The organism is Cobetia sp. BL01, assembly GCF_056493605.1.
Genome location: NZ_JBVBEE010000003.1, coordinates 101,949 through 114,861, shown reverse-complemented (window position 1 = coordinate 114,861; position 12,913 = coordinate 101,949). Strand labels below are relative to the sequence as shown.

The following is a 12,913-nucleotide window of genomic DNA, read 5'->3' as shown; positions in this document are numbered from 1 at the left end:
CCCGGCACACGCCATGGCCAGTGCTGGGGCTGATGCAAGACCCTGATGCAAGACCTGAAGCAAGACCGTGAGACACCCTTCAAGCGACAACGGATTCAGCGACGTTCGCCTTGAACATGACATGTCAGACAGGAGATCAGCATGAAGACTGATGACAACACGCAAGGCCAGGAACTGGCCCGTCAGGGCCGCCGCAAGTTCCTGAGGGTACTGGGAGCCAGCACCGTCGGGGCGGCAGCCGCTGGAACGCTGGCCGGGGCCGTCATCCCGGATCAGGCCGCGCCACAGGACGGCAAGACAGCAGACAGAGTGACCGACAACTATCGCGAGACGGATCACGTGAAGGCGTTCTACGCCACTCTGCGAGATTGACCTTCTGTCGGTCACGCCTCCACAGGGGAATCTGCCAGTGGCAACGCCGCCACTGCCAGATCCTCCGGGAGAGTACAGACTCGCCTGACGGCGTGACCGATCAGAGACACAAAGGGCAGCGTGGAGTTCACTCCAGCCGCCATTGACAGCGACAAGACGGCACAGGGGCTCGCTGGCGAATGCCAGAAGAGCCACCTGAAGAACCGCCACTCCCGACACGGCCACCTGACCCGCCCAAGCGGTGCATGTCGTGTATCGGGTGATGAGGAGAAAGATGTCATGCGACTGACCCCCACCCCCTCCAGCACGGAGAGTACGGGACTCGGCATCAACCGCCGCCAGTTCCTGAAGCGCAGCGGTGTTGCGACCGGCGGCCTTGCCGCGGCCAGCTTCATGGCCACCCCGATGATGAAGCGTGCCGAGGCCAAGACGGAAGTCTCTCAGGCACCTGTCGAGACCAAGCGCACGATCTGTTCCCACTGCTCCGTGGGCTGTGGCGTCTATGCCGAAGTCCAGGAAGGCGTCTGGACTAAGCAGGAACCCGCCTTCGATCACCCCTTCAACCGCGGCGCGCATTGTGCCAAGGGCGCCTCGCTGCGTGAGCATGGTCACTCTGATCGTCGTCTGAAGTATCCGATGAAGCTCGAAGGCGGCAAGTGGAAGAAGCTGTCCTGGGAGCAGGCCATCGAGGAAGTCGGCAACAAGGTACTGGAGCTGACCGAGCAGCATGGCCCGGACAGCATCTACTGGCTGGGCTCGGCCAAGTTCAGCAATGAACAGGCCTACCTGATGCGCAAGTTCGCAGCGCTGTTCGGCACCAACAATGTCGATCACCAGGCGCGTATCTGCCACTCCACCACCGTCGCCGGCGTCGCGAACACTTGGGGCTATGGCGCGATGACCAACTCGTTCAACGACATGCACAATTGTCGTTCGATCCTGTTCATCGGCTCCAACCCCTCCGAAGCCCATCCGGTGGCGATGCAACACATCCTGCTGGCCAAGGAGCGCTCCAACGCCGAGATCATCGTCGTCGATCCGCGCTTCACCCGCACGGCAGCAAAAGCCAACAAGTACGTTCGTCTGCGTCCGGGCACCGATGTTGCCTACATCTGGGGCCTGCTGTGGCACATTTTCGAGAACGGCTGGGAAGATGAGGCCTACATCCAGCAGCGCGTCTACGGCATGGACGAGGTACGCGCGGAAGTCGCCAACTTCCCGCCCGACGTGGTCGAGCGCATCACCGGTGTCGGTGAAGCCGACATGCTCGACGTCGCACGTCGACTGTCCCAGAACCGTCCGGGAAGTGTCGTGTGGTGCATGGGTGGCACGCAGCACACCACCGGCAACAACAATACCCGCGCCTACTGCATTCTGGAGCTGGCACTGGGCAACATCGGCAAGTCCGGTGGCGGCGCCAACATCTTCCGGGGCCACGACAACGTTCAGGGCGCCACGGATCTGGGCCTGATGTCCCACTCCCTGCCAGGTTACTACGGCCTCTCCGAAGGGGCGTGGAAGCATTGGGCCAAGGTATGGAACGTCGACTTCGACTGGATCCAGAACCGCTACGACCAGACCGAATACCACGACGGCAAGCCGATGCACACCAACGGCATCACCGTCTCGCGCTGGGTCGATGGCGTGCTTGAGGACCCGGATCGCATCTCCCAGCGCACCGCGCTCAAGGCGATGTTCTACTGGGGGCATGCCGTCAACTCCCAGACCCGTGGACCCGAGATGAAGAAGGCCATGGCCAAGCTGGACATGATGGTGGTGGTCGACCCCTACCCGACCATCGCCGCCGTCATGCACGACCGCACCGATGGCGTCTACCTGTTGCCGGCCGCGACCCAGTTCGAGACCACCGGCAGCGTGACCAACTCCAGTCGCTCCCTGCAGTGGCGTGATCAGGTCATCGAACCGATGTTCGATTCCAAGCCGGATCACGAGATCATGTACCTGCTGTCCCGCAAGCTGGGCTTTGCCGACGAGCTGTTCCGCAACATCAAGGTCGAGGGCAGCGTGCCGGTGGTCGAGGACATCACCCGCGAATTCAATGCCGGGATGTGGACCGTTGGCTATACCGCCCAGAGTCCCGAGCGCCTGAAGGCACATCAGAAGAACTGGCATACCTTCGACTTCGAGACACTCAAGGCACGGGGTGGTCCGGCAAATGGCGACTTCTACGGTCTGCCATGGCCGTGCTGGGGAACGCCGGAGATGGGCCATCCGGGCTCGCCCATCCTGTATGACACCTCCAAGACGGTGGCCGAAGGCGGTGGCAACTTCCGCGCCCGTTACGGCGTGGAACACAACGGCACCAATATCCTGGCCGAGGGCTCCTGGTCCAAGGGCGCCGAGATCGAGGATGGCTATCCGGAGTTCACCGACAAGCTGCTCAAGCAGCTGGGCTGGTGGGACGACCTGACGGCCAAGGAAAAGCAGGCGGCGGAAGGCAAGAACTGGAAGACCGATCTTTCCGGTGGCATCCAGCGCGTGTGCATCAAGCATGGCTGCATGCCGTACGGCAACGCCAAGGCACGTGCCCTGGTGTGGACCTTCCCGGACCCGATCCCCAAGCACCGCGAGCCGCTGTATACCGCGCGCCGTGACCTGGTGAAGGACTATCCGACCTGGCCGGATTCCGAATCCATCTATCGCTTGCCGACGCTCTACGCCTCCATTCAGGAGAAGGACGTCAGCGCCAAATACCCGATCACCCTGACCTCGGGCCGCCTGGTGGAATACGAAGGGGGTGGCGAAGAGACACGCTCCATCCCGTGGCTGGCCGAGCTGCAGCAGGAGATGTTCGTCGAGATCAATCCGGCGCTGGCCAATGACCAGGGCATCAAGGATGGCGACATGGTATGGGTCGAGGGTGCCGAAGGCGGCCGCGTGAAGGTCAAGGCGCTGGTCACCGAGCGAGTCGGGCCGGACGTGGTCTTCATGCCCTTCCACTTCGGGGGCCACTACGAGGGCGAGTCCCTGGAGTCACGCTACCCGGAAGGCACGGTGCCCTACGTGCTGGGTGAGTCCGCCAACACCGCGACGACCTATGGCTATGACCCCGTGACCCTGATGCAGGAAACCAAGGTCACGCTGTGCCGAGTCAGCCTCGCCTGAAGCGCGTCCCGACCCTGACTGTCGATCGCGTAAACGCCGAATCATCGAGCCAATCATATGTCGATGATCAGAAATATCCGGCCTGTCGTCTGAGCCACTCGACGACGGGCCGTGAAGGAGAAGCAAGATGGCCCAGATGAAATTCCTGTGTGATGCAGAGCGCTGCATCGAGTGCAATGGCTGCGTGACGGCCTGCAAGAACGCCAACGAGACGGAATGGGGCATTCAGCGTCGCCGTGTCGTGACCCTGGATGACGGCAAGCCGAGCGAAGTCTCCATCTCGGTGGCCTGCATGCACTGTGACGACGCGCCCTGCATGGCGGTCTGCCCCACCGACTGCTTCTACAAGACCGATGACGGCATCGTCCTGCACGACAAGGATATCTGCATCGGTTGCGGGTACTGCCTGTATGCCTGCCCGTTCGGCGCACCACAGTTCCCGCAGCAAGGTGCCTTCGGCGAGCGCGGCAAGATGGACAAGTGCACCTTCTGTGCCGGCGGCCCGGCCGAGAGCCCGGAAGAAGAGTTCGAGAAGTACGGTGCCAACCGCATCAGCGAAGGCAAGCTGCCGCTGTGTGCCGAGATGTGCTCCACCAAGGCCCTGCTGGCCGGTGACGCCGAGACCGTCTCCGACATCTTCCGTCAGCGCGTGGTCTATCGCGGTCACGAGGATGGTGCCTGGTCGCCGGTCGACAAGGCCAGCCACCCGGAAACCTCGGCCAACCTGACCACCAGCAGCGTTCAGCAGGCGGATCACCTGGCCTACGACGCAGCCCGCAAGGGGTAAGGAGGCGACATGCGCGCGCACTTCACAGCTTCACGGTTGACCGTCGTCGCCATGTTCCTGTGTCTGATGCTGGCCAGCCTCTGGCTGGCCCCTCAGGCGCTGGCCGCGAATCCTGACGGCGAGATCGGTCAGGCGGTCGGCACGGTGAATGCCGACACCTGGCGTCAGGTGAAAGATGGGGAAAATTCCATCGACAGTCGCCATGACTCCAACTACAGCCTGATCAACCAGAGCGGCGAGACCTGGCGCCAGATCCGCAACCGCTGGATCTCACCGGGTGGCCTGATCGCTCTGGGCGGTATGCTGGCCGTGCTGGCGATCTTCTATCTGCTGGTGGGGCGCAACGATCTGGACCACCCCCGCTCAGGCAAGTTGATGCTGCGCTGGACGGCACTGGAACGTGCCATGCACTGGACACTGGCCACACTGTTCCTCACGTTGGCCATCACCGGCATCAATCTGTTGTGGGGCAAGTTCGTGTTCCGCAATGTCTTCGGGGATGTGTTCTGGGCCAACATGATCATGGCGACCAAGGTGATCCACAACTATGTGGGGCCGTTGTTCTCGATCATGCTGATTCTGGTGCTGGCCAAGTGGCTGAAGCTCAACCTTCCCAAGAAGCATGACCTTGAATGGTTCCGCCAGGGCGGCGGCATGATGAAGGGCAAGCACCCGGATGCCGGCTTCGCCAATGGCGGGGAAAAGGCCTGGTACTGGATTCTGGCGACAGTCGGCCTGGTGGTGATTGCCAGCGGCCTGGTGCTCGACTTCCCGATATTCGGTCAGACCCGTGACAACATGCAGTGGGCCAATGTCTTCCACGGAGTTGCCTCATTGATGCTGATCGCGGTGTCCTTCGGCCACATCTACATCGGTACCGCCGGCACGGAAGGTGCCTTCGAGGGCATGAAGACCGGTTACGTCGATGAAACCTGGGCCAAGCAACACCACAATCTGTGGTATGACGAGGTCAAGCAGGCCGAGGCGGCGGACCCGGCATCAGACCCCGCCACGGCACCTGACGACAGCCTGGCGCGTCAGCAACGCCCGAATTAGTCCGAGGCCAGACATCCGCTGGATGAGTGATGATTCGCCCGGTCAGGTTCGCCTGCCGGGCGTTTTGCATTGATATCGCCTCTCCCTGCCCGTCGCCCGGCCTCTCGCACCGGTTCACAGCCCTGCATTAGTTGCGTAAAGTTTCAGGTATCTGGCCTGGTCTCACCAGGCCCCCTCTACCATGAAGGCCTGCGCCATGCCGCGCCTTCTCAGGAGATTTCCATGAGCGACCCGACCCCCCAGACCGTCCAGGACCTGAACCAGCTGGACGAGCAGACCCGCACCGAGCTGGAAGCGGCCGCTTTCCGCCGTCTGCTCAAGCACCTGGATGACAACAAGGATGTCCAGAACATCGATCTGATGATCCTCGCCGACTTCTGCCGCAACTGCCTGTCCAAGTGGCTGATGGCCGCCGGCGAGGAACGCGGCGTTAGCTTCGATTATGACGCGGCGCGCGAGCACGTCTACGGCATGCCCTATTCCGAGTGGAAGACACATCACCAGGCCAAGGCGACCCCTGAGCAACTCGCAGCGCTCGAGGCTCGTCAACAAGGCAAGAAGGACTGATCATGAGCGGCAATGACGAACAGATCGGCCTCACCATCGCGGTATTGACCGTCTCCGACACGCGCACCGAGGACACTGATCGCTCCGGTGACGCCCTGGTCGAGAGCCTGACGGCAGCCGGCCATACCCTGCATGAAAAACGTATCGTCCCCGATGACATCTATCAGTTGCGCGCCGTGGTCAGCGAGTGGATCGCGGACCCGGCCGTGCAGGTCATCCTGACCACCGGCGGCACAGGCTTCACCGGACGTGATTCCACACCGGAAGCCATCCGCGTGCTGCTCGACAAGGAAATCCAGGGCTTCGGCGAGCTGTTCCGTCAGCTTTCCCATCAGGAAATCGGCAGCTCCACGATCCAGAGCCGCTGTCTTGGAGGGCTGGCCAACCGTACCGTGGTGTTCTGCCTGCCCGGCTCCACCGGGGCCTGCAGGACAGCCTGGAACGGCATCCTCAAGGAGCAGCTCGACAGCCGTCACCGTCCCTGCAACTTCGCCAATCTGGTGATCCCGGAGCGCGGAACCCATGCCCACTGACTCCTCTTCTGCACAAGAGGCATCCCGGACGGGTCAGGCAACGACCGCCTGCGGCTGCGATAGCGTGCCGGTTGGCGCCAAGGGCCTGGCCCCTCTTTCCAGTGCCTTATCCGCATTGCGCGAATGCTGTCCGGTAATGCCGGTAGAGCAAGTCTCTGTCAGCAAGGCCGCGGGGCGTGTCCTCGCTGAAGACGTCTACGCCGAACTGGACGTTCCTCCTGCCGACAACTCACAGATGGATGGCTACTGTGCAAGAGTGGCGGATATCGGTGATGGCGCCTGGCTACCAACCAGCCAGCGCATCGCGGCAGGCCAGCCCACCTCGCCACTCGCCTCGGCAAGTTGTGCACGGCTGTTCACCGGGGCGGAAATCCCCGAAGGCGCCGACGTTGTGGTCATGCAGGAAGAAGTGACACTGCGTGAGAACGAAGATGGCACCACGGAAGCCTGGCTGCCCGGCCCACGGATTCCCGGCGACAATATCCGCCGACAGGGACGCGACGTCACTCGTGGCACTCGGCTGATCGCCGCTGGCACTCGACTGGATGCCGCGATGCTGGGCCTGCTCTGTGGTCAAGGATTGAGCAGGGTCTCGGTGCGGCGCAAGGTACGAGTGGCTCTGTTTGCAACTGGCGATGAGCTGATCGAACCGGGACAGCCCCTCGAACCGGGGCAGATCTACAACTCCAATCGCGTGATGCTCAGCCAGATGCTCAGCGACTTCGGGGCTGACGTGGTGCTTGCGCCACTCAATGTGGCCGATACCTTCGAGGCCACTCGCGATGCTCTTGCGACAGCGGCAGAACAGGCCGACTTGATCGTCACCTGTGGCGGGGTCAGCGTCGGAGAGGAAGATCACGTCCGCCCTGCCATCGAGGCGCTCGGCAGCCTGGATCTCTGGCGCCTGGCCATCAAACCGGGCAAGCCACTGGCGCTGGGGCGCATCCTCAACACGCAAGGCGACTCGGTGCGTGTGGTGGGGCTACCTGGCAACCCGGTGTCGAGCTGGGTCGGTGGCTGGCTGTTTCTTCGCCCCATACTGGGCGAGATGCTCGACTGTGACGCACTGCGGACCCTGAGAAGCCTCCGGGTACGCTCCGCCTTCTCGGCCAACACCGCCATCCGTCAGGACCATCTGCGTGTCACGCTGACTCCAGCCGATGATGGCCAGCTTGAGGCTCACGCCTTCCCGGACCAGAACTCAGCCGTGCTCTCCTCATGCGTCGGCGCTGAGGCATTGGCCGTGATCCCTCCCCACGCACAGATAAGCCCCGGCGACAGTGTGGAATGTCTATGGCTGGAGAGTTGAGTGATTTCCGCTACTGACCGGCATCCCCACCTCCTCTGACGCTGGAATGCGACAACCGAGTGACCCTCCAGCGTCATCTTGACCTTCCCTCTGAGTCCGGCACACTGACTGCTTTTATTCGTCAGCGTTCTGGCCTGCCAACCGCAGGCCAGAACGCTGGAATGTTCCGGACTCTTGAGCAAGGACATCTCAATGCCAGCCAATTCCTCGTCGCCTCGTGCGTTGTTGCGCCCACTCACCATGGCTGTGCTGCTTGCCACCGCTTCGTCATCCCTCCCGGCCTTGGCCAATGACAATGAAACGGCACCAGCCCCGGGAACATCCGTCACCGAATGGAGCTACTCGAGTGAGTCGGGCGACAGCGCCAATGGACCGGAACACTGGGGAGACCTCACCCCCGGCTACGCGGAATGCGCCAGTGGTGCCCGGCAATCACCGATCGACATCGACAGTCAGTCACGCCCTCTGGAGGAAACAGGGCCGAAGCTCGACTACCACTCGCCGCTGCTCGTCACTCGGGACACGGGGCACACCTTGCAGATCGAAGGGGCCAGCGGAAACACGATGACACTGGATGGCACCCCCTACACTCTGTCACAGGTGCATCTGCATGTGCCCTCGGAACACGCGATCGATGGCAAGCGCGCTGCCATGGAAATCCATTTGGTGCACACCACTCCAGAAGGCAAGTTGGCAGTGCTGGCCGTGTTGGTCGAGGAAGGACATGACAACCTGGCGCTCAGCCGTCTGTTGAGCCGTCTTCCACAGCGAGGACTCTCCGAGACTCTGACAAGCGGACTGTCGGCCAACCTGCTACTGCCACGCGAGCATGCTGGCTGGCAATACTCCGGCTCGCTGACCACTCCGCCATGTTCAGAACCCGTTACCTGGTTTGTGATGAAATCACCGATCGAAGCCTCTCGGTCACAGATCGATGCCTACCTGGAGTGGCAAGGAGGGAAGAATTCTCGCCCTCTCCAACGCTGATCAGCACAGGCAAGCAAACCTAGTTGGCAACCAAGCAACTCGCCTACCAGCTATACGTCACTGATATGCGCTTGCATACCCACCTGGCCATATACTGTCACTTATGAAAAATCGTCTGGCGCAATGCCAGCATGTCCGGCCACAACCGCGCGAAGCTGTCCTCAAGCATCGCGCGGTTATCCGCCAGCCACGGCGTCATGTCCGCCAGCGGATTGGCGCCTGCTTCCAGATCCCCCATCTTGTGCGTACGCCTTCCGCTTCGCGTATCACTTTGCCTTCGTGAATCACTTTGCTGGCGAGGATCACTTGTCTGGCGTAACCGGCGTCTGGCCGTCATGCGCTCGCCGATGCTGGCAATGGTCGAGAGCGTGAACTCCAGCTCCTGATAGCGCCTGAGCGCATCGCGCACCTGAATCCACTCGATGAGGCTCGTCAGGCGTGACGGCACCTCCTCACGCGCCAACAGGCGATAGAGGCGCTCGATATCGTCATCGTGCATCTCACCAGCCAGCAGGTGATCCCACATCATGTCAAAGGCGATGCCGGCCACACGACGTGACGCGGGCGGTACCTGAGTCAACAGCCAGCGAGTCTCGGGATGGGCATCGATCACCGCATCACAGCGGCGATGGAAACGGATGCCGGCTTCTATCTCAGGCGACCAGCCGCTCAGATCACTGCCGCGCACGCCGTCGGCAATCAGGTTGCCAAACAGGAAGTTATCGCTGCCCGCCAGACTCAGGTGCGCATGACCGAGAAAGTTCAAGTTGCTAGACTCCTGATATCATTACCCATTATTCAATATCCCCGTCCTCTTCTGACTATCGAGACCTCTGATGCCATCTGCGTCCATGCCTGCCAAGGCGCCCATCGTGCGCGATATCGTCCTGATCGGCGGGGGACATAGCCATGTTGGCGTGTTGATGCGTTTCGCCATGCAGCCTGAGCCTGGCGTACGCCTCACCGTCATCTGTCGCGACACCGACACGCCCTACTCCGGCATGCTACCCGGTTACGTGGCGGGGCATTACACCTTTGATGATGTGCATATCGACCTGCGTCGGCTGTGTCAGTTCGCCGGCGCACGCTTCTATCGGGATCAGGTGATCGATATCGACCGCGGCCAGCGCCGCGTGATCTGCGCCGAGCGCCCGGCGGTGGACTATGACCTGCTGTCGATCAATATCGGCTCCACGCCTCGCCTGTCCCACATCGACGGTATCGGTGATCCCGAAGCGACTGATGCCCCCGTGGTGGCGGTCAAACCGATCAGCACCTTCCAGCAACGCTGGCTGAGACTGCTTGAGCGCGCCAGAAGCGCCGAGCGGCCTCTCGACATCGTGCTGGTCGGCGGCGGTGCCGGCGGGGTCGAGCTGCTGCTGGCCATCCAGCAGCGCCTCGCCGCCGAGTTGCCCGCTGCGCTCGCGCCGAACCTGACGCTGATCACCCGCGGACAGCGCCTGTTGCCGACGCATTCTCCTGAGGTCAGCGCTGCACTCGCCACCACCTTGCATGAACGCGGTATCCGGGTGCATTTCGGTGAGGAGATCACCGCTGTCGACGCTTCCAGGGCGTCGTCCCAGCGCCAGCTGATCAGTGCCAGCGGCAGTCGCCATCCGGCCGACGAGGCCATCTGGGTGACACGCGCCGGGGGGGCACGCTGGCTGGAGAAGACAGGACTGAGCCTGGATGAGGATGGCTTTCTCAAGGTGCGCGATACCCTGCAGACGCTCGAGGATGATGCCATCTTCGCCGCGGGCGATATCGCGCATCAGGTCAATCATCCGCGTGAAAAGGCCGGCGTATTCGCCGTGCGCCAATCACGGCCGCTGGCTGACAACCTGCGCCGCGCCGTGCGCGGAGAGTCACTACATCCCTATATTCCACAGTCCCGCTGGCTGGCCCTGATCAGCACCGGGGATCGTGATGCCATTGCCTCACGCGGCAATCTTGGGCTGGTGTCGCCGTGCCTGCGTCCGTGGCTGTGGCGCTGGAAGGACCATATCGACCGCCAGTTCATGGCACGCTTCAATGAACTGCCCAGCATGCAGGACGCCGCGGACACCGGCGGCCTGTCAGGATTGCAACAGCGCATCAGCGCTGCCTGGCAGGCGCTCAAGGGCGGCGATGGCAGGCTCCACCCGCGCCTGACCGCCGAGCTGGATGAGCAGGAAGCGCATCAGGCCCTGTCCGCACTGGCAATGCGCTGTGGCGGCTGTGGCGCCAAGGTCGGTGCCAGCGTGCTGTCGCGAGCGCTGCAGAGCCTTGCCCCACGAGAGAACCCGGACGTGCTGGTCGGGCTGCATGCCCCGGATGATGCCGCCATCGTGCGAGTGCCCGAGGGTCAGGCACTGGTACACAGCGTCGACTTCTTCCGCGCCTTCATCGATGACCCTTACCTGTTCGGGCGCATCGCCGCCAATCACGCCCTGGGCGATCTCTACGCCATGGGCGCGACGCCCCACACCGCTACCGCCGTCGCCACGGTGCCGCAGGGGATCGAGCGCAAGGTCGAACCGCTGGTGCGCGAGCTGATGCAAGGCGCCACCGAGGTGCTCAACGAGGCAGGCTGTACACTGGTCGGCGGACATACCGGCGAGGGGCAGGAACTGGCGCTGGGCTTCGCCCTCAATGGCTTGGTGGAGGAGAGTCTGGCCGGCGTCACCTGCAAGGGCGGCATGCAGCCAGGCGAGGTGCTGATCCTCACCAAGGCCATCGGCACCGGCACCCTGCTGGCAGCGCACGCACGCCTGGAAGCGCGAGGCCGCTGGATCGACGCCGCACTGGACAGCATGCAGCAATCCAGTCAGCAGGCAGCGAATATCCTGCGCGCCCATCAGGCGAGCGCCTCCACCGATGTCACCGGCTTCGGCCTGCTCGGCCACCTTGTGGAGATGACCCGCGCCAGCGGCGTGGATGCCGAACTCGAGATCGACGCCCTGCCGATACTGGACGGCGCCGAGGACTGCGTCGCCCGCGGGGTGGTCAGCTCACTGCAACCGGCCAACCTGCGTCTCAAGCGGGCCCTGAAGGATCAGGCCAGCGTCATCGATCATCCGCGTTATCCGCTGCTGTTCGATCCACAGACCGCCGGCGGCCTGCTGGCCAGTGTGCCGGCCGGTGAGGCCGAGTCCTGCCTGGCCGCGCTCAAGGCCGCCGGCTATCACGCCAGCGCCATCATCGGGCGCATCCTGCCACAGGGTGATGCGCTGGCGCCGATCAGCATCAAGCGCTGAACGCGGCGAGACAACTCACCGACGACGTCAGCCGCCCCCTTGCCGCCGGTCTTTTGCCCCCCACGACAAGACGCCCGTCAGATCTCTCTGGCGGGCGTCTTGATCTCTGTAGCACACAAGCCCGAGGGCTAGCTCACTTCGGCCATCTCACCTTCGACTGGCTCCGTTCGGCCATCTCGGTTCGACCGGCTCAGGCTTCGGCTTCGCGCTTGAGCGCCTCGAAGGACTCAACGAAGGCATCCATCGTCTCGGCACAGTAATCCCGCAGCCCACTGACGACCAGCTTCTTGGAGCCACTGCCGATGCACTGCTCGCCATCATGGATGCCGAATTCGAGCAGGGTGTCACCACGCTTGCCGTTGACCTCAAGCGAGGAGCGCACGAAATCGAGATGCAGATCGGCGATATCGAGCCGTTCGAAACAGAAGCCCATGCTGTCATAGATCACCAGCGGGCGGGCAGGATTGAACATCACGCCCTTCTCCAGCATCAGCGGCTGCAGGAAGTGCGGGAAGTTGCGCCCGGAGAAGGCGATATACTGGCGAGTGAAATTGGCGACCACTTCCTCGTCATGGGTGGTATCACCACTGCGCTCGACCGTCAGATAGACCTTGCCGGCTTCATCGCGCACCAGCAGGGACACGCCATTCTCGTCGGGTTCTTCCAGCGCTTCGAAGATCAAGGGCACATCATTGCCGACCATGCCGCAGAAACGGATGGTCATGCACTGTGAAAGGCCGAATTTCGCCAGCAACAGGGAGAACAGCAGGTCGCCGGGCACACAGAAGCGTCGCGCATCCGGGTCATGAATGGGGTTGTAATCCCCCGCCATCTGCTTGGCGAAGCGACTGGCCTGCTCGGCGGTGATCCGCACGCGGCCATCTTCGACCCGGTGAAACTGATCAAGAAACATGGACTGCCTTCCTGCCCTGCTTGAATG

11 protein-coding genes are annotated in these 12,913 nt (G+C 62.7%); 9 read left to right on the top strand and 2 right to left on the bottom strand.

All coding sequences use genetic code 11. The features are described from left to right. Positions 1–141 precede the first annotated feature (141 nt). The 8 genes from ACZYGA_RS06840 (at position 142) to ACZYGA_RS06805 (ending at position 8,737) form a co-directional block, all read left to right on the top strand. Entirely contained in the window at positions 142–372 is a 231-nt protein-coding gene (locus ACZYGA_RS06840) for a hypothetical protein (RefSeq protein ID WP_077376618.1), read from the top strand. 279 nt (positions 373–651) lie between these two features. Further along, the gene (locus tag ACZYGA_RS06835; protein ID WP_479398689.1) at positions 652–3,498 is read left to right on the top strand and encodes a molybdopterin-dependent oxidoreductase; all 2,847 of its coding nucleotides are present in this window, start codon (positions 652–654) and stop codon (positions 3,496–3,498) included. Positions 3,499–3,625: 127 nt separating this feature from the next. Then, a complete protein-coding gene (gene fdh3B, locus ACZYGA_RS06830) occupies positions 3,626–4,285 on the top strand; it encodes a formate dehydrogenase FDH3 subunit beta (protein WP_084208727.1) in 660 nt (219 codons plus the stop codon). A gap of 9 nt (positions 4,286–4,294) precedes the next feature. Further along, the gene (locus ACZYGA_RS06825) at positions 4,295–5,341 is read left to right on the top strand and encodes a formate dehydrogenase subunit gamma (protein ID WP_077376626.1); all 1,047 of its coding nucleotides are present in this window, start codon (positions 4,295–4,297) and stop codon (positions 5,339–5,341) included. 222 nt (positions 5,342–5,563) lie between these two features. Next, positions 5,564–5,908 carry a DUF1244 domain-containing protein gene (locus tag ACZYGA_RS06820; protein ID WP_077376629.1) on the top strand — a complete coding sequence of 115 codons (345 nt, stop codon included), beginning with the start codon at positions 5,564–5,566 and terminating at the stop codon, positions 5,906–5,908. 2 nt (positions 5,909–5,910) lie between these two features. Then, the gene (gene moaB, locus ACZYGA_RS06815; protein ID WP_176503274.1) at positions 5,911–6,441 is read left to right on the top strand and encodes a molybdenum cofactor biosynthesis protein B; all 531 of its coding nucleotides are present in this window, start codon (positions 5,911–5,913) and stop codon (positions 6,439–6,441) included. Further along, on the top strand, positions 6,431–7,750 hold the full coding sequence (locus ACZYGA_RS06810; protein WP_417285902.1) for a molybdopterin molybdotransferase MoeA: 1,320 nt from the start codon (positions 6,431–6,433) through the stop codon (positions 7,748–7,750). Before moaB ends, ACZYGA_RS06810 begins: the two co-directional genes overlap by 11 nt. A 192-nt stretch (positions 7,751–7,942) precedes the next feature. Further along, on the top strand, positions 7,943–8,737 hold the full coding sequence (locus ACZYGA_RS06805; protein ID WP_077376638.1) for a carbonic anhydrase: 795 nt from the start codon (positions 7,943–7,945) through the stop codon (positions 8,735–8,737). 97 nt (positions 8,738–8,834) lie between these two features. Here the strand turns inward: ACZYGA_RS06805 and ACZYGA_RS06800 are convergent, their stop codons facing one another. Next, positions 8,835–9,503 (bottom strand): ACP phosphodiesterase, encoded by a 669-nt coding sequence (locus ACZYGA_RS06800; protein ID WP_417285904.1) that lies wholly within the window; start codon positions 9,501–9,503, stop codon positions 8,835–8,837. Between the two features lie 70 nt (positions 9,504–9,573). Between ACZYGA_RS06800 and selD the strand changes: the two genes are divergently transcribed. Beyond that, positions 9,574–11,973, top strand: a complete 2,400-nt coding sequence (selD, locus tag ACZYGA_RS06795; RefSeq protein ID WP_417285905.1) for a selenide, water dikinase SelD — start codon at positions 9,574–9,576, stop codon at positions 11,971–11,973. A 190-nt stretch (positions 11,974–12,163) separates the two neighbouring features. Here the strand turns inward: selD and ACZYGA_RS06790 are convergent, their stop codons facing one another. Further along, positions 12,164–12,886 carry a DUF3581 family protein gene (locus ACZYGA_RS06790; RefSeq protein WP_077376644.1) on the bottom strand — a complete coding sequence of 241 codons (723 nt, stop codon included), beginning with the start codon at positions 12,884–12,886 and terminating at the stop codon, positions 12,164–12,166. Positions 12,887–12,913 lie beyond the last annotated feature (27 nt).